20 protein-coding genes and 1 pseudogene are annotated in these 18,711 nt (G+C 44.6%); 8 read left to right on the top strand and 13 right to left on the bottom strand.

All coding sequences use genetic code 11. The features are described 5' to 3' along the window. Positions 1-126: 126 nt before the first annotated feature. Positions 127-768 carry a YigZ family protein gene (locus QFZ80_RS38770; RefSeq protein ID WP_307549561.1) on the bottom strand — a complete coding sequence of 214 codons (642 nt, stop codon included), beginning with the start codon at positions 766-768 and terminating at the stop codon, positions 127-129. 169 nt (positions 769-937) lie between these two features. Beyond that, a complete protein-coding gene (locus QFZ80_RS38765) occupies positions 938-2,293 on the bottom strand; it encodes a glucose-6-phosphate isomerase (RefSeq protein ID WP_057305052.1) in 1,356 nt (451 codons plus the stop codon). 202 nt (positions 2,294-2,495) lie between these two features. On the opposite strand from QFZ80_RS38765, the gene QFZ80_RS38760 reads away from it, so the two are divergent. Together QFZ80_RS38760 and QFZ80_RS38755 are read left to right on the top strand one after the other, a co-directional pair. Next, positions 2,496-3,779 (top strand): NAD(P)-binding domain-containing protein, encoded by a 1,284-nt coding sequence (locus QFZ80_RS38760; RefSeq protein ID WP_307563978.1) that lies wholly within the window; start codon positions 2,496-2,498, stop codon positions 3,777-3,779. 93 nt (positions 3,780-3,872) lie between these two features. After that, positions 3,873-4,538: a DNA-binding response regulator gene (locus QFZ80_RS38755; RefSeq protein WP_307563973.1), complete on the top strand. Its 666-nt coding sequence runs from the start codon at positions 3,873-3,875 to the stop codon at positions 4,536-4,538. Between the two features lie 314 nt (positions 4,539-4,852). On the opposite strand, the gene QFZ80_RS38750 is transcribed toward QFZ80_RS38755, so the two are convergent. The 4 genes from QFZ80_RS38750 to QFZ80_RS38735 all read right to left on the bottom strand — a co-directional run bounded on the left by QFZ80_RS38750 (position 4,853) and on the right by QFZ80_RS38735 (position 7,769). Then, positions 4,853-5,434, bottom strand: coding sequence for a glycoside hydrolase family 73 protein (locus QFZ80_RS38750; protein ID WP_307563971.1), 582 nt, complete (start codon positions 5,432-5,434; stop codon positions 4,853-4,855). Continuing rightward, positions 5,431-5,829, bottom strand: a complete 399-nt coding sequence (locus tag QFZ80_RS38745) for a phage holin family protein (protein ID WP_307549569.1) — start codon at positions 5,827-5,829, stop codon at positions 5,431-5,433. The genes QFZ80_RS38750 and QFZ80_RS38745 overlap by 4 nt, the downstream gene beginning before the upstream one ends. A 182-nt stretch (positions 5,830-6,011) precedes the next feature. Next, positions 6,012-6,824: a minor capsid protein gene (locus QFZ80_RS38740; RefSeq protein WP_307549570.1), complete on the bottom strand. Its 813-nt coding sequence runs from the start codon at positions 6,822-6,824 to the stop codon at positions 6,012-6,014. 525 nt (positions 6,825-7,349) lie between these two features. After that, a complete protein-coding gene (locus QFZ80_RS38735; protein WP_307563968.1) occupies positions 7,350-7,769 on the bottom strand; it encodes an ArpU family phage packaging/lysis transcriptional regulator in 420 nt (139 codons plus the stop codon). Positions 7,770-7,932: 163 nt separating this feature from the next. Between QFZ80_RS38735 and QFZ80_RS38730 the strand changes: the two genes are divergently transcribed. The 3 genes from QFZ80_RS38730 (at position 7,933) to QFZ80_RS38720 (ending at position 9,442) form a co-directional block, all read left to right on the top strand. Further along, on the top strand, positions 7,933-8,340 hold the full coding sequence (locus tag QFZ80_RS38730) for a helix-turn-helix transcriptional regulator (protein ID WP_307549574.1): 408 nt from the start codon (positions 7,933-7,935) through the stop codon (positions 8,338-8,340). A gap of 216 nt (positions 8,341-8,556) precedes the next feature. Next, positions 8,557-9,072: an ImmA/IrrE family metallo-endopeptidase gene (locus QFZ80_RS38725; RefSeq protein WP_307563966.1), complete on the top strand. Its 516-nt coding sequence runs from the start codon at positions 8,557-8,559 to the stop codon at positions 9,070-9,072. Continuing rightward, positions 9,065-9,442, top strand: coding sequence for a hypothetical protein (locus tag QFZ80_RS38720; RefSeq protein WP_307563964.1), 378 nt, complete (start codon positions 9,065-9,067; stop codon positions 9,440-9,442). The genes QFZ80_RS38725 and QFZ80_RS38720 overlap by 8 nt, the downstream gene beginning before the upstream one ends. An 89-nt stretch (positions 9,443-9,531) precedes the next feature. Here the strand turns inward: QFZ80_RS38720 and ppnP are convergent, their stop codons facing one another. The 4 genes and pseudogenes from ppnP to QFZ80_RS38700 all read right to left on the bottom strand — a co-directional run bounded on the left by ppnP (position 9,532) and on the right by QFZ80_RS38700 (position 14,226). After that, the gene (ppnP, locus tag QFZ80_RS38715; RefSeq protein WP_307549580.1) at positions 9,532-9,849 is read right to left on the bottom strand and encodes a pyrimidine/purine nucleoside phosphorylase; all 318 of its coding nucleotides are present in this window, start codon (positions 9,847-9,849) and stop codon (positions 9,532-9,534) included. Positions 9,850-9,927: 78 nt separating this feature from the next. Then, positions 9,928-11,950 (bottom strand): annotated as a pseudogene (tkt, locus tag QFZ80_RS38710) (transketolase). A gap of 183 nt (positions 11,951-12,133) precedes the next feature. Then, positions 12,134-13,033, bottom strand: coding sequence for a formyltetrahydrofolate deformylase (gene purU, locus QFZ80_RS38705; protein ID WP_307549585.1), 900 nt, complete (start codon positions 13,031-13,033; stop codon positions 12,134-12,136). 65 nt (positions 13,034-13,098) lie between these two features. After that, the gene (locus QFZ80_RS38700; RefSeq protein ID WP_307549586.1) at positions 13,099-14,226 is read right to left on the bottom strand and encodes a deoxyribonuclease IV; all 1,128 of its coding nucleotides are present in this window, start codon (positions 14,224-14,226) and stop codon (positions 13,099-13,101) included. A gap of 166 nt (positions 14,227-14,392) precedes the next feature. On the opposite strand from QFZ80_RS38700, the gene QFZ80_RS38695 reads away from it, so the two are divergent. After that, entirely contained in the window at positions 14,393-14,821 is a 429-nt protein-coding gene (locus QFZ80_RS38695) for a DUF2621 domain-containing protein (protein ID WP_307563962.1), read from the top strand. Between the two features lie 551 nt (positions 14,822-15,372). Here QFZ80_RS38695 and QFZ80_RS38690 read toward each other — a convergent pair. After that, positions 15,373-15,801, bottom strand: coding sequence for a hypothetical protein (locus tag QFZ80_RS38690; RefSeq protein WP_307549588.1), 429 nt, complete (start codon positions 15,799-15,801; stop codon positions 15,373-15,375). 138 nt (positions 15,802-15,939) lie between these two features. On the opposite strand from QFZ80_RS38690, the gene QFZ80_RS38685 reads away from it, so the two are divergent. Beyond that, positions 15,940-16,308 (top strand): helix-turn-helix domain-containing protein, encoded by a 369-nt coding sequence (locus QFZ80_RS38685; protein WP_029196339.1) that lies wholly within the window; start codon positions 15,940-15,942, stop codon positions 16,306-16,308. Between the two features lie 233 nt (positions 16,309-16,541). On the opposite strand, the gene QFZ80_RS38680 is transcribed toward QFZ80_RS38685, so the two are convergent. Then, the gene (locus tag QFZ80_RS38680) at positions 16,542-17,048 is read right to left on the bottom strand and encodes a tyrosine-type recombinase/integrase (RefSeq protein ID WP_261302557.1); all 507 of its coding nucleotides are present in this window, start codon (positions 17,046-17,048) and stop codon (positions 16,542-16,544) included. 242 nt (positions 17,049-17,290) lie between these two features. Here QFZ80_RS38680 and QFZ80_RS38675 point away from each other — a divergent pair, with 242 nt between their 5' ends. Continuing rightward, positions 17,291-17,659 (top strand): hypothetical protein, encoded by a 369-nt coding sequence (locus tag QFZ80_RS38675; protein ID WP_307563960.1) that lies wholly within the window; start codon positions 17,291-17,293, stop codon positions 17,657-17,659. 47 nt (positions 17,660-17,706) lie between these two features. Here the strand turns inward: QFZ80_RS38675 and QFZ80_RS38670 are convergent, their stop codons facing one another. Beyond that, positions 17,707-18,573 (bottom strand): metallophosphoesterase, encoded by an 867-nt coding sequence (locus QFZ80_RS38670; RefSeq protein ID WP_307563958.1) that lies wholly within the window; start codon positions 18,571-18,573, stop codon positions 17,707-17,709. Positions 18,574-18,711: the final 138 nt, after the last annotated feature.

Below are 18,711 nucleotides of genomic sequence, written 5' to 3'. Positions count from 1 at the left end.
TCCCGCGCTTCTGCAAGTATTCGTTCTCTGCTAAGCTCTTGCGCGACTGCTTTCCTAGCCATTCCTATCCCTCCGCATCCTTAGCTTCTATGAAATTAGTTGTGCCTCTCAAAGTCCCGAGCCTGCCTATTCCGGCAAGCTATTATGCACCATGTATTCGTTCTCTCCTGCGATAACAACGCTTTGACCTTGTGTAAAATCTGTTGCCCAGTTGATAAAAGCTTCCGCTGCAGCTGCCAAAGGATAACAGGCTACAGTCACTTTATCCGTAAACTGAATATCCCCTAGGAGCATCCCCTGACTTCTCAGCTCGTTCTCGAGTTTGCCATACCACGTATAATCCACCTCAATCAGCACTTGCTGATGATTGACTTTATAAATTGGCTGTCCTGCTTCAATACCTACCACGGCTCCATCCGTATAAGCCCGAATGAGTCCGCCCGCGCCAAGCATGATGCCGCCGAAATAACGGGTAACGACGATAACGATATTCTTAAGTCCTTGATGCTTAATCACTTCCAGAATCGGCTTTCCTGCTGTACCACTCGGTTCCCCATCATCAGATTGCTTCTGAATCTGATCCCTTTCTCCGATGACATAGGCGCTGCAGTTATGTGTGGCCGACCTGTGTTCCTTCTTGATAGCTTCAATAAATAGGATAGCTTCTTCTTCAGACTCTACCGGTTTGGCATGACCGATGAAACGCGACTTCTTGATGATGATTTCCGACGATCCGTGCGATTGGATAGTTTTGAAATGTGCTAGCATAGCCGACCTTTCTTGGTAGAAGGAAACATCTGTTTCATTATATTCTACACACATCCTTTGACTTCGACAATATAGAAAGAAAATTTACCACATAAATAATGGTAATTATTCAATGGAAAAAACGACCAATCCGATAGGATTGATCGTTTCTCTGCTTGGCATTCATGAATTAATTCTGCAAGCGTGCTTCCAACTCGGCTTTTTCCTTCTCATAACCCGGTTTGCCTAAGAGGGCAAACATATTCTTTTTATACGCTTCAACGCCTGGTTGGTCAAAAGGATTTACACCCATCAGATAACCACTGATACCGCATGCTTTTTCGAAGAAATACACCATATATCCGAAGGAGTAAGGCGTCATATCCGGAAGCGTTACGATCAGGTTCGGTACGTTACCGTCCGTGTGAGCAAGCATCGTGCCTTGGAAAGCTTTCTTATTCACGAAATCCATCGTTTTCCCGCTAAGGAAGTTGAGTCCGTCCAAATCATCGGGATCTGTGCCAATTGTAATATGGTCAGCCACTTGATCAACTTGAATGACCGTTTCAAACAGAATCCGGTTGCCATCTTGAACGAACTGACCCATGGAGTGCAAATCCGTCGAAAAGTCTACCGATGCTGGATAAATACCTTTGTAATCTTTTCCTTCACTTTCACCAAACAGCTGCTTCCACCATTCCGAAACGAAATGCAGGGAAGGCTCGTAGTTGACGAGAATTTCGATCGTTTTCCCTTTACGGTACAGTGAATTTCGAACAGCAGCGTATTGATAAGCTTGATTTTCACTCAGCTTCGGATTGGAGAACTCATGCTGCGCATCTGCCGCGCCTTTCATAATCGCTTCCACATCAATGCCCGCTGTCGCGATTGGCAATAAACCTACAGCTGTTAATACCGAATATCGTCCGCCTACATCATCTGGAATGACAAAGGTTTCGTAACCTTCTGCTGTAGCGAGTGTTTTGAGCGCACCCTTCTCTTGATCCGTTGTAGCATAAATACGTTTGCGCGCAGCTTCTTTACCATATTTCTTCTCTAACAACTCACGGAAAATACGGAAAGCAATCGCCGGCTCTGTTGTCGTACCGGACTTCGAGATCACGTTCACAGAGAAATCTTTGCCTTCAAGCAGTTGAAGCAAATGCGTAACATATGTAGAGCTGATGTTATTTCCTACGAAATAAATCTCAGGTGTCTTACGTTTATCTTTTGGCAAAATATTATAGAAAGAATGAGACAACATCTCTAGCGCCGCGCGTGCGCCTAAATAGGAACCACCAATACCGATTACAACAAGCGCCTCGGAGTCGGATTGAATTTGTTTAGCGGAAGCCTGAATACGAGCAAATTCCTCACGATTATAATTCTCAGGAAGATCAACCCATCCTAAATAATCGGAACCTGCACCCGTTTTGTTATGCAGCTGTTCATGTGCTAGCTCTACTTGAGCCGCCAAATAATCAACCTCATGCTGGGATAAAAAGGATAGTGCTTTACTGTAATCAAATTGTAGTTTCTTACTCACTATGCTCGCCTCCATCTCTATTTTTTTCCTTTTCCTAGCATACTTATTTGCCTGTCCAAAAGCAAGTAAGCGATCATATATTGAATGACATTCAATGAGTGATCGCTTAAGTGGAGAGACTTTGGTCTCCGACCAAAGATCCCTATAAAAAAATTCACAGGTTATAATTACCATGATAAAATGAATCTAGAGGTGAAGGATCATGAAACGTATCGGCTTTATTGGACTTGGCACTATGGGCAAACCCATGGCAGCTAACCTTATTCAAAAAGGTTTTATGGTAACTGTATATAATCGAACTGCTGAAAAAGCGGACGAGCTGGCCCATCTTGGTGCTGAGGTGGGTTTGACCCCTGCTGAAGTAACTCGCAGTTCGGATGTTCTGATTACAATGCTTAGCAATGATGCATCACTATTAGAAACATTCTACAGTGAGCAGGGCATTCTAAGTGGCGTTCATCCGGCACTCACGATTATAGACTCCAGTACCGTTTCCCCGCAAACAAGTCAAAAGCTGGCTGAGGAACTCGCAGCGCATTTCGTTGACTTCCTCGACGCGCCTGTCACTGGCAGTAAACCTGCTGCCGAAGCAGGAACGCTTACTTTCATGGTCGGCGGCAACCAAGAAGTGTTCGACGAGCAGCACGATGTATTCCTCGCACTTGGCACTAAAGCACTTTACCTCGGGCCGAGCGGCTCCGGCTCTTACGCGAAGCTTGCCCACAACACGATGGTGGGCATTAATTTAGCCGGCTTAGCCGAAGGTTTATCCATAGCGGTTAAGGCAGGGGTGAAGCCTGCTCAATTTTTAGAGATTGTTCGCTCCGGCGGAGCGAACAGCAAGATGGTGGAGCTGAAAGGCGATAAGATTATCGATCGCGATTTCAGCAATCAATTCTCTCTGAAGCTGATGCTGAAGGATTTGCAGCTTGCACAGGAGATTACGGGCAAGTTCCAGCTGCCGACGCCTATGCTGCAGTCAGCTACCAACTTATTCCAAATCGGCCTAAGTAAAGGCCTAGGTGAGGAAGATTTGAGCTCCGTCATTCAGTGTTATGAAGAATGGATGGGGCAGCAGGTTGTCAGACATAGCGAGCCTGTCGTTGCTGCAGAGGAACCGGCATCCCCGCTTTCTGGCCGTGAACGCCGCCGGAACACGCGCGTGAAGCTGGACATCAGCCTGAAGCTGTCCATTTACCAATGGGAGCAGGAGGGTTCCTTCTCCGGCCAAAACATCGACGGCACCCTCTTCGACTTGTCCGAGAGCGGACTGCAGATTACATCTGCCGCCCCGCTTGCGCCGGACATGTTCATCGTCATCCACTTCCCGCAGGAAGCGGAGCTGCCGCCAATCACCGCTCGCGTGATTCGCATCGAGCCTGACGGCCGCAACTTCCGTTATGGCTGCATGCTCTCCGCCTTGCCGCCTTATGTGCGGATCAAGTTGGAGCAGTACATTGAGGATCATATTGCGTATGCTATGTAGGGCCTATTAATTTACATAAAACGACGCGTGAAGAACATGCCGTCTTTCCCTTTTGGGAGAGGCGGTAGTTTTTATTTCCAGGGAGGTTGGCTAATGGATTTTCTTAGAGAACACGAAAATTTTGTTAGATACCATGAAGATCGACGGACAGGAGAGCGACTGCGCCGGTTAAAGGAGGGACATGGTTTTGCTGAAAAACAATTTATGCAGCAAATCTGGTGGCCGCTCATTGGGCATTTTCGCCATCTTCATCCGGAATATGAAGTCAGGGATTTTCAGGACAACACCAGATTTGTCGACTTTGTATATCTCCGTCCGCCACATCGGATTTGTTTCGAGATCGACGGTTACGGTCCGCATGTTCGAGATGTTGACCGCTCTCGTTTCGGGGATAACCTGATGCGGCAGAATCAGTTGGTTTTGGACGAATGGAAGGTTTTTCGGTTCTCACTCGATGATATCACCCAGCATCCACGACGTTGTCAACAAGTCGTCCTCAACATCATGGCGCGATGGTATGGCGATCAAACTCAACTTATATCACTCACACATCGAGAAAAAGAAATCGCCCGGTTGGCAGCAAGTACCATAGATCCGCTTAAACCGAATATAGTAGCTGACCATCTTGGCATTCGAGTTGAGCACGCACGAAAGTGGCTTCACAGCCTGCACAGGAAAGGGATAGTAAAGCCGGCCAGTGGGGAACAGAGAATTCGCTCTTACATTCTGGATCCAAAGGGAAGAAACTTGTTTGTTTAGGCTTATATAGAGGCAGTGATGGCCAAAATAGCTCGTACCTCAAAATAGAAGCCTTTAGAGGCTTCTATTTATGCCAATCCATGGGTTTAAGTTGAAAATAGAAGCTTCTAGAGACTTCTATTTGTTAAAAAAGATGCACCAAGTTGGAATATCTGTGCAAATAAGAGTCTTTGGAGGCTTCTATTTACCTTAAGTTCAGAGTAAATGCCTAAATAAGAGTCCCTAGAGACTCTTATTTAGGTTCGAGCTGAAGAATTACTAGCGTTACGCCGACAGCCTGATGATTTTCGGATCGTTGTTGAGAAATCAGCAGCTTACTGTTGTCCAGATGCTTTCCGAAGCTCATCAGCCAAACGGTGAAACTCCACTCTAGCGTCTACATCCTCTGTGCTTATCAAAGCAGTGGATAAGAAGTTAATAATCTTATTCTCATCATCAGAACTCATCATATTCCCCCTTTCCTTCTCTATCTGATCACATCGAGTTAGCTCGCTCCCTTCAATTATCCGAATCAGCTTGTCCGCATACTGCGGATCTGTTGCATATCCTGCGCGCTGCAGCTCCTGACTAGCACACCTGTAGTCACTTTCAAGTAACACATTCGCGTATCTGGGATTGTGAGCAAGCAACAGCGAATGATCGCGAACACTATCGGACCAGCTGTCGTATACTCGAAAGCCATCTACAATTTGCATCCACTTGCCATTTATGAACTCCTGCGTAACTAGCTGCTGCCCGCTCCCTTTGATTCCAAACAAATTGTTACCAGGAGCTGAGCGACCCCAGCCACTTTCCAAAATAGCCTGAGCGATCGTGACACTAGCTAAAATACCAAACTCCCGTATATCCGCTTGTGCCGCTGGAGCTAATTGATCAATAAAGCTTTCTTTGCTCATAACCCTTCCTCCTTGCCTCGCAGCACTTGAATCATCTGCTTCAAAAAGCTTGGCAGTGGCAGCCCTAATCGTCCGTAATTTTCAGTAATGGAAATAAACTCATTCGCCAAGTAAAAATAAATCGCTCCTGTCATCATCAGATCTGTATCCATCAGAATATCCATGCGATGAGCTAGCATAATCACGAGCAACATCAGCCCTTTGCGGGTAAGCCCCCAATAGCCGACTTGGCTATTAAGGCCACGCTGCTCCCTCATCGAGGCGGCAATGCCAGTTACATAATCGACTAGTATCGCCATGAGAAATAGGCTAAGTAGCTCGTTCCACCCACCGAAGGCATAGGTTGCGAACCCGCCGAACATGGCAGAAATCAGGTTAAAACCGATTTGGTTCATTCGTTTTTGCTCCTTTCTGTTGAGATTGGTTGGGGGAGGCTGTCGGGATTTTTGGCTTCTTGACAATCTTTCGAACCCACTCACCATGTTATGAATGCGATATTTTCCGTACTGATAGTTCGCCTTCACTGGCTTAGCCATCACTCTATTGATGCCTGTTTCGATTAACCTTAATTATGAATTTATGTTGCTGTCTGAACGCCAGCGATGAGAGGTAACGTGCCTTGTGGAGCTGCAGCGGCGACCGTTACAGTAACGGTCAAAATCCCCGTGGACAAATCCCCTGAGCGCATCGTTGCGCTGGAATTAATAACCGTTAACCACCTGCCTCCAACGCCTCCCATTGGCAATTTAGCTTGTTCAGCTAGTTCCAGCAGTAATAATTGTACGGCCAACTGATACTCATTTGCTGACCTCGCAGCAATCTGCCCAACGAATTGTTTTGTAAGCTGGCTAGTACCTCTTAACGCTGACGAACTCAGTACGCTCAAACAATGCCATGAGACGCTAGGTCGACACGTACCGTTGAATCCACGGTATACGCGCCACTGCGAGCCTAAAGCAGCTTCCGTAAATACGGATATAGCTTTCAGCCAAGTTTCTAGCACAGGCTTTACTTGCCGAAGGATCAGGACAGATTTTATGAGGCATCTGCCTGCAGCATCCTTGTCCTGCATAGCAGGCAACGCAGTAATTTGCACCGTGTAGGATTGCCCGTCCACCTTGATGACACCGTCATCAGGATCGAGCAGCTTCTTAATAGCGCTCCAAATACGATCCTGCGCCCCCGCCGGCGTTGTGCTTCTCACGTTCAAACTCAGCTTGCGCCAGCTATCCGGCGCGTCCAGCTTGAACTCTGCGCTGCCACCAACGTGGCTGAGCCAGATGGCCTCATTGGGGGTCTGTGGAACACCGTCCACGAACATGTCTCTCCCGAGTGCTCCCATACTTTTGCATTGAAGATATAGCGCTAGTTGAATTGCCATGTTAATCATTCGCTTCTCTCACCTCCTTTCTGTGTAAAACATCGTTACAGCACACCATCCCGTCGTTTCCGCCTCTTTGACTCATCTGTAAGCATGTTTTACATCGTCTCAGTGACATTCTCACCGCTGAGGCCCTCTGTAACGATGCAAAACATCGTTACATCACTTCACTCCAACCGTTCTCCCTTACCACAAAGTGTTAACAATCGAGTGTTTGTGTCGAATGTTTTGAAATTCAAAACATTTTTTTCTTTTCAAAACAGTCACTGCCTAAATGACCCTACTGCCACTCGTTTCACTCCTTCCATTCGTCCCGTAAGCAGCCCTCACATATCTGCTGGATCTGGACATTATCGCTTGCATCCTGTTCAGCCTAATCACCTCCCTCACTACTCTACACAACGATCTTACCACGGTGCCAATCAAACGAACTGCCAACAGACGGCCAACTTACGGTCATACTGCCCTAGCCGGTTATATGTCTTTTATATAATTGTACCTCCTATCGCCCAAACGTCATACAAACATTGCTCCTTAAGAAAGAATCACCTCTAGCCGCAGCATGTAAGCCAGCTTAGCTATCGCCTTAGCCTTCACCCGGCGGTACGTGCGCTCGCTCAAATTCAGCTCATGGAACAGTAAGAAATCGAACAACTTGTCCCTTTGTAAATAACGTTTGTTGATCATTTCCTGTTCAAGTTCATCAAGCAGCAACAACGCCTGCTCTACCTCAGCGCATAAACCAACCAGTTGTTCCTCTGTATCTACCAGGTATACAGCTGCCTGCTCCTCCACCTTGAGTACCTGATTCGAGTCCGAAATCGCTCCCCTCTCTCTCCGCACATACCCGATCAACCGGTATATACGAACCGTTTCGAGCACATCTTCCACCCGCTTGCGCGTTGCCCGCCGATCAATTTGTTCTTGCTCTATGTGTAAAATACGTTCCACCATCTGTTATCATCTCCTAAAAGTTAGTGTTTTGAAATTCTAAACAAATCATAGCCTTTCTTGTTTTAAAATTCAACACAAATGTTTTGAAATTCTAAACATTTTTATTTGTTCCTCTTGTTTTTTATATACACAACCATTTACAATAGGGAAAGGTGATGAAGCGATGAAAGATATGGTGCAATTTGGCATTCGAATTCGGGATCTGCGCAAGATGAACCATTTCTCACTTAGAGAGCTCGGGGAACGATCCGGTGTCAGTTATTCATTTATAAACTCCATAGAAAATAACCGCTTCAATCCATCCAGAGAAACGGTTATCGCCTTAGCCGATGCACTTACCAGCTCGGAGAAGGATGAACTTCTACTGCTTGCCGGGTTTGCTCCGACAGAAGAAGAGGCCCTCGAAAGCCCCTCTGACCCGATCCAAGCTACAGAAATCGATGACCCCGAGGTTAGCTTATTTTTTAAAGATTTCCAGAATGCTCCTAAAGAAAAGCGAGACGAAATGCTCCGCTTCTGGAACTTCATCAAAGAGCAGCAGATGACCCGCAAACCAGATAGCCAGCAGTAACAGTGGCTTAAGCGCCATCTTGATAAGAACTTATCCTTTTACAATAAAGCCAAGCCCAAACGGGCTTTTCTTTACCTCAGTTAAACGAACATACATTCCTATAGCGAGGTGTTTGTCCTGTTCACTCACTACCAAACCACCCCTCTGGAACAATGGGTCGAAGCTTTATATCTCCAACATGATATCACAGAGCCAGCTCAGCTTAGCATGACCCATTTGGCTGCTAAACTGGATATTTGGGTTTATGCGATGGATATGAACAGCATGGCTGTGGAAAATAACGGGCAATTCAGCATCAACGTTGACCGTCGATTATCTGCCAAAGAGCAGTGGGAAGACTTCCTTCACGAGCTTTGTCATGTGCTTCGCCATTCCGGTAACCAAATGATCATGCCAGATCGTTATGTCGATTGGCAGGAGCAGGATGCATCAGCCTTCCAGCTCTACGCGGCAATACCTATATCCATGCTTAAGAAACTACCGCTGCCCGAGCAAAAGAACGAAATGATTGCCCTTCTTTCCGAAGAGTTTCAAGTAACCCATCGGCTTGCAGCAGCACGCATAGAGCAAATTCAGCGACGTGTCCTGCAAGGCATTATGGATCATGAATACCAGCTATTTACACAAAGCCAAGCTAGCAAATACAATCCAGCCAATTGGTCCGATGCAACTCGCCTCATCATGGACAAGCTGGAGCATCTGAAGCAAAAAGGGGCGCCCTCTGATGGCTAAGCTGACTGTTTTTTATGACTTCCATGAAGAGCGCATCCAGCCCTTTCTCATGGCGCTGCGTTTTCGGCAACACGAGCTAGATTGGAACAAAACTTCGTTGTACGTGCCATTAATTGCTCCGTTTCAGCAGCTAAAGATGGAAGAAATCCCAGACTTAGAGGCAGGAATAACCGTCCTGCTGGATGACCTCGTCATTAATCCAGGACACCCCCAATGCATCGGCGTCAGCCTCTCCAGGATTAAGCAGCGACATATGGCGCTTCCACCTGATGCTCTACAAAGCATCCAACAGCTATGGATACGCATGAGCGACATCGAAGAAGTACTGCAAATGGATACCCGCTCCCTCTACCCTTGGTCTTCCAATTAAATCCTCTCAAGACAAAAAGATCCCATACATCATCGGGCAATTTGTCCGATGATGTATGGGATCTGAAGGGATGTCTTTTCCCTATTTAATTACTCATTAATATAAGAGCAAATATAATCGCTTACTGTTTTCACTTCGAGCTTGAATTTTGCATTGGCGGGAACTGTGAATTCACCTTGTCCACTGATGGTAATCCATTCGCTGCTGCCTGGAAGCAATACGTTCAGCTCACCAGCTTGAATTTCCATGATTTCTTTAACATCTGTTCCGAATTCGTACTCACCCGGGAGCAAAATGCCGAGTGTTTTTTTGGTGCCATCGGCGAATTGAACGGTGCGGCTAGTTACTTTACCGTCGAAATAAACGTTGGCTTTTGTTAATACCGTTACATTTTCAAAGCTAGACATGGTGATTGGTTCCCCCTTTAAAATGACTAAAAATGATGCCAAGCCCACGCGGGGTGGGCTATGGCTGCTTTCAACTAATTAAGACAATAGAGCTTTCACTCTAGCTGCTACGTTCTCTGGGTAGAATCCGTATTCTTTGAGAACCAAATCTCCTGGTGCGGATGCTCCAAATGTAGAGATACCGAGGATGGATCCTTGGTCGCCAACGTAACGTTCCCAACCAAGCGGGTAAGCCATCTCAACGGCTAGACGCTTCTTCACTTCCGGCAGAATGACAGAGTCTTTATATTCTTTGGACTGTTTCTCGAACAGCTCCAAGCTTGGCAAGCTGACGACACGAACGTTAATGCCTTCGGCTTCAAGAAGCTTTTGCGCCGCGACAGCCAATTGTACTTCAGAGCCTGTTGCCAGAATTTGAGCAACTGGCTTGCCATTTGTAGCATCGGATACCACGTATCCGCCTTTGCTTAGGTTTTCTTTCGCGCCTTGAACTGTTCCTTCAAGGATCGGCAGGTTTTGGCGAGTCAACACGAGTGCAACTGGCCCCTTAGCTTGGGAAATCGCATAGCGCCATGCTTCAGATGTTTCGTTACCATCAGCTGGGCGAATAACGGTGATGCCCGGAATGACACGAAGCGCTGGCAATTGTTCAACCCGGTTCATGCGTTGGTCCATCTTCACCAACAGCAATACTGTCATGTGTTAGAACGTAGATAACTGGAAGCTGCATAAGAGCCGCCAGACGAATCGATGCACGCAGGTAATCAGAGAATACAAAGAATGTAGCCCCGTATATCTTAACGCCACCATGCAGAGCCATACCGTTCATTGCTGTACCCATACCGAATTCACGAACACCAAACCATACATTGCGGCCTGCATAGTTGCTTGCGCTGTAGTTGGATTCGCCTTTGATCATGGTGTTGTTAGAGCTAGCCAGATCCGCGGAACCACCGATCAATTGCGGCAACTTAGGTGCAATCGCATTAATCGCATTACCGGAGGCAACACGAGTAGCCATAGGCTTGTCTGATGTGCTGTAAACCGGAAGATCTGCGTCCCAGCCTGCTGGCAATTCATCGCTCACTGCCGCACTGAACTGGTTGCCGAGTTCTGGATATGCCTTAATGTAGTCATTCAACAGGTTGCTCCAAGCTTGTTCAGCTGCAGCGCCTTCTTTTTGAATTTCTGCATAGTGCGCTCTAACTTCGTCCGGAACTAAGAAGTCCGGCTCTTCCGGCCAGCCGTAAGCTTGCTTCGTCAGCTTCACTTCATCGCCGCCTAGCGGAGATCCATGTGGTCCAACGTGGCCGCCTTTGCCGCCTTTGTTCGGGCTGCCGAAACCGATTGTCGTTTTCACTTCAATCAGAGTTGGGCGCGTTGTATCAGCTTTTGCTTCAGCAATTGCTTTGGAAATCGCCGCAAGATCATTTTGCTCTTCTACACGCAGCACTTGCCAACCGTAAGCTTCAAAACGCTTCTCAACGTTCTCGGAAAATGCCATATTAAGCTCGCCATCCAGCGAGATATCATTGGAATCGTACAACATGATTAATTTGCCCAATTTTAGGTGAGCTGCCAAGGAAACCGCTTCAGATGAAACGCCTTCCATCATGTCGCCATCACCACAGATTGCGTATGTATAGTGGTCGATTACAGGGAAATTCTCTTTATTGTAAGTCTCTCTCAAATGAGCTTCAGCCATAGCCATACCAACCGCCATACCAATACCTTGTCCAAGTGGACCCGTCGTTGCGTCAACACCTGCTGTATGACCGTATTCCGGATGTCCTGGCGTTTTGCTTCCCCATTGGCGGAAGTTTTTGATCTCTTCCATTGGCAAATCGTATCCACAAAGGTGAAGTAGGCTGTATAGCAGCATGGACCCATGGCCCGCAGAAAGCACGAAACGATCACGATTGACCCATTTTGGATTAGATGGATTGTGCTTCATATGCTGTTTCCACAGCACATAAGCCATTGGCGCAGCCCCCATGACCATACCTGGGTGACCTGATTTGGCTTTCTCAACGGCATCGATACCCAAAGTACGGATCGTGTCGACCGCTAATTGTTCAATTGTTTTGTTTGTTACTGTCATTCGAAAATTCCCTCCTATATTTCTGTATTTTCGTCAATCAATGACTTGTACATACAAGTGACTTTTCTCGCTTGCATTATTGTACCATTTGCTTTAATGCTTTGCCACAATAAGCCGCTAAAACATCATCTACCTTCACTAGCAAAAAGGCTGCATCCAGCAATGGACACAGCCTAATCTAGCTTAATTAAATACAACTGTCTTGTTATTATGCACAATAATTCGATCTTCTACATGCCAAGCTACCGCTCTAGCAAGGACGATCCGTTCAATATGTCGACCGATTCTTTTCAAATCTTCGACGTTATCACGGTGACTTACCCTTTGAACGTCTTGCTCAATAATAGGTCCACCATCCAGTTCATCCGTCACATAATGTGCAGTAGCGCCAATAATTTTCACCCCACGGTTATGGGCTTGCGCATAAGGCTTTCCGCCGACAAAGGCAGGCAAGAAGGAATGATGGATATTAATAATACGGTTAGCGTAGTGTTTAATAAAAGAAGGCGAAACGATCTGCATATAGCGAGCCAATACGATCGCATCAACATTGTCTCCAACGACTTCAAGCTGACGACGCTCGGCTTCTGCCTTCGTATCCGCGGTAACCGGAATATGGTGATACGGAATTCCAAAAGGTTCGACGAGCGACTGCATGTCCGGGTGGTTACTAATGACCATCGCGATATCTGCGTTAAGATCACCCGCGCGCCAGTGCCAAAGCAGCTCAAGCAGTGCATGATCTTCCTTCGATACGAAGATAGCGATGCGCTTTTTCTGACTGGCAAGAGAAAGGCTCCAATCCATGGAGAACTTGTCCGCAACGACAGAGAAATCTTTTCTCAACTGGTTAACCCGACTCCCAAGCTCTATTAAATCGAACTCGATCCGGATGAAAAACATGCCGCCCTCAGGATCCATTGTGTATTGATCGGATTGCACGATATTCGCGCCATATTCAAACAAAAATTGTGAAACCGCCGCGACGATTCCCGGCTGATCTGGACAAGAGATCAACATTCTTGCCCTATTCACCATTACGCTTTCCCTGCGCAATGAGTTACTCATACTTCCCTGTTCCATGTTATCCCCCTAATAGCTTTAACTTTCTGTAAGAAAGCTTTCTTTTTAGTTTGCTGAAATCTATTTTAAACTTTCTTAAGTATCTCTTTACCTGCGAGCCAAACAATTAATCGTTGATTAATCTGCTCCTCGCTAAGGTCAGAGAAAAGATTTTCTTCATGTAGAATATCATACAAACGCTCCAGCGGCTCACGTCCGTCCGCTTTCTTGGCCTTGGCATCATTTTTCAATAATTCCCATGTATTCAGAACGAAATCACGGAAATGAATCTCTTTTTTGCCTAACAAAAAATCAATTCGCTCTACATGATCCAAGAATTCGCCGCCAAAACGTCCACTGAGGTTACCAGAGAGCAGTGCAATTTCTGCTTCGTACATCGGACGCTGCGTTTTATCTTCTTTACCAATCCAAGGAGTTTCAAGAATCATCGGCAAATGCTGCAGCTTCTCATGGTTGGCAACATTATTCATAGCTTCAAAGCCAATCCAACCTGAACCAAGCGGCGCGTGGCGGTCCTTGCTGGCTCCGCGAGGATTCTTACTATCATTCAAGTGAATAACACCAAGCTTTTCTAGACCGATTACTTTGTCAAAATGATGCAGAACGCCATCGAGGTCGTTCACAATATCATACCCAGCGTCATGAATATGGCAAGTGTCCAAACAAACGGATAATTTGTTATTAAACTCTACTTGCTCCATAATTTCAGCTAATTCCTCAAAGCTGCGGCCAATTTCCGTCCCTTTGCCAGCCATTGTTTCCAGTGCGATGTTCACATTCGTATCTTTAACCCCTGCAAGTACTTCGTTCAGACCCTCCGCGATTCTGGCAATGCCATACTCCGCATCCTTGTCCGTGTAAGCCCCGGGATGAAGAACGATATTGCGAACGCCAATGTAGTCTGTCCGACGAATTTCTTCCTGAAGGAAACGCACGGCTAACTCAAAGGTATCTTCTTTATAAGAACCTAGATTAATAATGTAGGGAGCGTGTACGACAATTTCGTTCATCGCATGCTTCTCCATGACTGCTTTACCTTCTTCGACAAATTGATCCTCAATCGGTTTACGGCGCGTATTTTGTGGGGCACCTGTGTATATCATAAATGTGGAAGAACCGTATGTGACTGCCTCTTCTGCTGCATTTAACAAGCCTTTATCTGAGAACGAAACGTGTGAGCCAATTTTGGGCATAATGGTTAACTCCTTTTTGTGTGTTTACTACGCAACTACTTAGGTATGGAAGACCAAAGTAGTTACGTCTACTACCTTCCTATTTTACTAGGATTGTCGCAAGAAATCTAGAAATAAGGTATAATTCTTAAGATATATTGATGTAGGCTAGTGAGGTGACAAATAAATGGCTAATGATTTTTTCATGTGGTTCATCATTTTCTGGGTATGTGTCCTGCTTTTGTTCATGTCCATTGGCGGGTATTTCATGTTTCGGAAGTTCCTCAAGGTGCTGCCCAAAGAAGACGGTAAGTCGAAGCTGGATTGGCAAAATCACTACGTGGACAGCTCGCGGCACTTATGGACAGAAGACTCCAAAAGATTTCTCGATCAATTGGTATCACCTGTGCCGACAGCTTTTAGAGATATTGCCAAGCATTCCATCGCAGCACGCATTGGACAGGTTGCCTTGGAGGCGCATGCAAGTGAAGTAACGCGTGACCACTGTATTCAAGGTTACATTCTCGCAACACCACGGCGCGACTATAAAAGCTTGACTAGCTTCCTCGAAAAGCAGCAGATTGACTATAGTGCGCATCAGCATTTACTCCAATAAAATAAAAAAAGCCATTCCGCTTTTTACGTAAGAGGAAGGCTTTTCTTTCCATAAGTTTTGAAAGCGCTTACCAATATAACAAAAAAAACCGGTCTTACACCACCCTCCCGCTAGATAGACAAGGGCAAAGCAAAATCGGAATAGCACTTATGGGAATTGCTTATAATTTCTATACTTAACCTATTCTCCTCCGTGGAAACGCACGTTTTGCAGAGACAAAGTGGAATCGTTGTATGATAGAAACCCGTCTTAAATATCTGATCTGAATGACCTCTACCTATAATCGAACTACATTGAATACAATAGACAATATCCGAATTCATGATATTTCTCCCCTTTGAATGCTCAAAATGTCGTATGTTGTTACATTCTGTATATATCTTGATTATAAGATACGTTTTGTAACATTGCAAGGGGCTCGATTCATTTTTCCGTGTATGGATATAGAAATTATGTATTCGAACATTTTAATTCGACATTCATTGGTTTTTATACTAACCTTATGAGAGCAACAAACGGATTAGCACAAGCTGAGCGGCTTTATTTCTCACTCAACATATCAAATCAACTGTACTAACAGCTGATGAATGTTCTGGCGTGTAGCTTTTTGAAAGCTTAACGTATTCCGTATTCTGTGTGACCGCAAGTTGATTGATGGCATAGAGCATTTCGGAAACAACATGGTCTTCAGATTGAATAACCGCTTTATAGATGTATTCATTATCGTTATTACTTTCTAGTTCTATGCTACCATTAACTTGAAATAATTGACCGAAAATTGTAAATTCAAAACCATAGGTGACTTGATGGCTGGTTGGCAAACATAAGGGACTAGCAAATGTGAATTGGGACTTTTCAAGTGCTATAATTTCGATTAGTGCATGTTTGCTATTAATGAGTTGATTTCGAATTCGAATAATATTCAACTTTCCATCCAGTGGTACGACTAATGATAATTTACTTTTTTTCTCCAACGCCATTTGCCTCATCCCTCCTTTTTGTTACATCTTGTATCTAGTCAATGAATCTTTGCTTTGTTATAATAGTTCTCTGGTATATAGCGAGAAAAACAGTGGTTATAATGTTAAAGAATAATTAAACAGTGAGGAATGATCACGCTGAAATATGGAGATCGCATTGCCCTTTTACGCGAAAAAAGAGGATTAACTCAAGAGGAACTTTCTAATAAAATTGGAATATCTAGAGCCGCTCTTTCTCATTACGAAACAAATCGACGTGAGCCGGACTACGAAACCATTAATAAGATCGCCAATTTTTTTAATGTTACCGTTGATTATTTACTTGGCCGGACTGATCAGCCACAAACGGTTCTAGATCATGATGTTAGAGAGTTCGTAGAGCATCTCGATTTAACGGATGAGAGCATTTTGAAAAAGTTTTCATTAACCGTGGATGGTCGAGTTCTGACCCCAGAGGAAGCAAAACGATTCATCGCTTTTGTAAGAGCTGAGCGTTCCTTGGAGTAGCTTGTGAGGAAGACATCATAACTTGATTCTGAAACTTCTGCTGGTCGATCCCTAACTGCTGAAGAACATGATGAATTTCTACTGAAATCTTTTCTTCTTGTTTCATAAGAAACTCCACTCCCAACGCTCAGCTATTAACTTTAAAAAGAATTACAATATTACTAATCGACATGATACATTATGTATCTATCCCGAGCCACTACTTTCAACAAAAATCAACTTAAGTTGATTTTCTATTCCTTCACGCCAATATACTTTAATGTCACTGATGGAGCCGATTGATTAAATAAGTCTCTGAGGACCGAAACATTTTTCGTTCTTAGGTAATAATGATAGCCGTATGTTTTTCGAAGTGTGTGTGTACCTATGTCGTTTAGTCCAACTTGCTTGGCTGCTTCATTTAAAATACGATAAACTCGGATTCTTTTGATCGGATTGCCCGTTCGTTGGGATGGGAATAAATAGGCATCTCCATCCATATATTGGATATATTCTTCAATATAAGTTTTAAGCTGTGGAGAAAGTTGAAACGTCTTTGCTTTCCCCGTTTTTTCTTCCTTGATGCTGACTACACTTCGATCCTTCACATCGCTCACTTTCAAAGACAATAGATCGCTTAGATGAAGTCCCGAATTAATCCCAATGGTGAAAAGAAGCCAGTCTCGAATCGACTGTTCTTTCAAAACAGCCTGTATCTGTTCAATTTTCTCTTGTTCTCTAATAGGTTGAACAACCTGCATGAGTTGCACCTCGCATGAATTTAATCAGTTCCGTTTGTATGTTACGAATTGTATCTTAACGCAGCAAGAAAACTCTTATTTTTACTCTATCAATCCCCCTACTTATATTATGTTACATATTGTATCATAAATTTAATAAATGATCTATGCCTTTTATAGTTCTCAAAACCTAATTATTGCTGTATAATTCTTAATAAAGAACGATGGCGTGCAGCAATTCTTAGGAAGGGAGGTTATGTATAGTGTTAAACATCGTTCGAATATCTTGTCTGATTTTACTCTTTAGTGCAATTATCTTCCCTGCATATGCTTCAGCTTCAGGTAATGAATCAGGAAGTTCTCAGAAAAACAGCATTCTTTCTAAGTTTGCTTCAATTTTTTCAGATAATAATTGGAATAGTAATAACAGCAATAATAGTAATAACAACAATAGCAATAGCAACAACAACAACAACAACAACAATAACAATAACAACAATAATAATAATAATAACAATAACAATAACAATAATAACCATCACTGGGACGACAAAGACTGGGACGATATCAAATGGGATGATATTGATAGTATGGATTCCTTTGATATTTGGAAAAAGTGGTTTTGCTACTGATGAATACATATACTCCGTTGGCTTCGGCTAACGGAGTTTTTATGTGCTTATGACAGCTTCGTTTCTAGGACAAACACTGTTATTTCAGGCCTACAATTGAACCGAATCGGGAACAAAGTCGTACCAATTCCACGGTTCGTGTAGACGTGAAACTCGCTTCCTTCAAAGGTGTACAAGCCAATAGGGTACTTTTGTCCTAGTTCCGGCGTAAATATACTGCCGTACAATGGAATCCTAATCTGTCCGCCATGGCTGTGTCCAGAGAGCTGCAGATCGACTGGATAGTTTAGCGACGTGTCTGCGATATCTGGCTCATGCGCAAGTAAAAGCACGAAATCATCCTGCTTTACACCTTGCAAGGCGAATGGCAAATCCGGTTTACCGTGGAGCATTTCATCTATACCAACGACCTGTAGTCGTCCATTCCCACGTTCAATAGATCGGCTTTCGTTGACTAAGACGGTAAAGCCGGATCGCTCAAGTACATCCCTTACACGACTGGAATCTAGCCGCATATCATGATTACCGAGCACAGCGAATTTGCCCATTCCTGCTTGGAGTCGCGATAAGATCGGAATCACTTCGTCACTTACTTCACCGAATCTGGAATCAAATAAATCTCCTGTAAAACAGATGATGTCAGGCTCTTGCCGCTGCAGCAGATCAACCACTTTGTTCATCTGTTCTAGACTGTAATACTTGCCGATATGCGTATCACTGAATTGGACAATACGCACGCCCGCAAACGATGCAGGATACCGACGGTACGAAAGACGAACCGTTGTCGACTGAATCCAATACCGCTCACCGAAGATGCCATATAATCCACTAACTCCCGTTAATATGGCTAAGGATTCAACCGCAATCAGACTTTTTTTGAGAAACGTCCTGCGATTTAGGCGAATATTCTTCACTTTAGGTTTCCCTACCCTCTCCTTATGTTTTGAGCCGACTGCATATTTACGCGATTTATGTCGAGGGAACCCACTTGAACAGCGATACAATTTGTATAATTTTAATGTAATCGGGATTGATTTCACAGAAAAAACGTG

This window comes from Paenibacillus sp. V4I7, from assembly GCF_030817275.1.
In the GTDB taxonomy this organism is placed as follows: Bacteria; Bacillota; Bacilli; order Paenibacillales; family NBRC-103111; genus Paenibacillus_E.
This window is presented reverse-complemented; position numbering and strand designations above follow the sequence as displayed.

Excerpts from the sequence above, each read along its gene's own strand:
- QFZ80_RS38750 (WP_307563971.1), bottom strand. The coding sequence starts at position 5,434 with ATGAGCAAAGAAAGCTTTATTGATCAATTAGCTCCAGCGGCACAAGCG.
- QFZ80_RS38745 (WP_307549569.1), bottom strand. The coding sequence starts at position 5,829 with ATGAACCAAATCGGTTTTAACCTGATTTCTGCCATGTTCGGCGGGTTC.
- ppnP (WP_307549580.1), bottom strand. The coding sequence starts at position 9,849 with ATGTCTAGCTTTGAAAATGTAACGGTATTAACAAAAGCCAACGTTTAT.
- QFZ80_RS38700 (WP_307549586.1), bottom strand. The coding sequence starts at position 14,226 with ATGCCCAAAATTGGCTCACACGTTTCGTTCTCAGATAAAGGCTTGTTA.
- QFZ80_RS38720 (WP_307563964.1), top strand. The coding sequence starts at position 9,065 with ATGGCTAAGCTGACTGTTTTTTATGACTTCCATGAAGAGCGCATCCAG.
- QFZ80_RS38755 (WP_307563973.1), top strand. The coding sequence starts at position 3,873 with ATGGATTTTCTTAGAGAACACGAAAATTTTGTTAGATACCATGAAGAT.
- QFZ80_RS38770 (WP_307549561.1), bottom strand. The coding sequence starts at position 768 with ATGCTAGCACATTTCAAAACTATCCAATCGCACGGATCGTCGGAAATC.
- QFZ80_RS38690 (WP_307549588.1), bottom strand. The coding sequence starts at position 15,801 with ATGGCGTTGGAGAAAAAAAGTAAATTATCATTAGTCGTACCACTGGAT.
- purU (WP_307549585.1), bottom strand. The coding sequence starts at position 13,033 with ATGGAACAGGGAAGTATGAGTAACTCATTGCGCAGGGAAAGCGTAATG.
- QFZ80_RS38695 (WP_307563962.1), top strand. The coding sequence starts at position 14,393 with ATGGCTAATGATTTTTTCATGTGGTTCATCATTTTCTGGGTATGTGTC.
- QFZ80_RS38740 (WP_307549570.1), bottom strand. The coding sequence starts at position 6,824 with ATGATTAACATGGCAATTCAACTAGCGCTATATCTTCAATGCAAAAGT.
- QFZ80_RS38730 (WP_307549574.1), top strand. The coding sequence starts at position 7,933 with ATGAAAGATATGGTGCAATTTGGCATTCGAATTCGGGATCTGCGCAAG.
- QFZ80_RS38680 (WP_261302557.1), bottom strand. The coding sequence starts at position 17,048 with ATGCAGGTTGTTCAACCTATTAGAGAACAAGAGAAAATTGAACAGATA.
- QFZ80_RS38760 (WP_307563978.1), top strand. The coding sequence starts at position 2,496 with ATGAAACGTATCGGCTTTATTGGACTTGGCACTATGGGCAAACCCATG.
- QFZ80_RS38735 (WP_307563968.1), bottom strand. The coding sequence starts at position 7,769 with ATGGTGGAACGTATTTTACACATAGAGCAAGAACAAATTGATCGGCGG.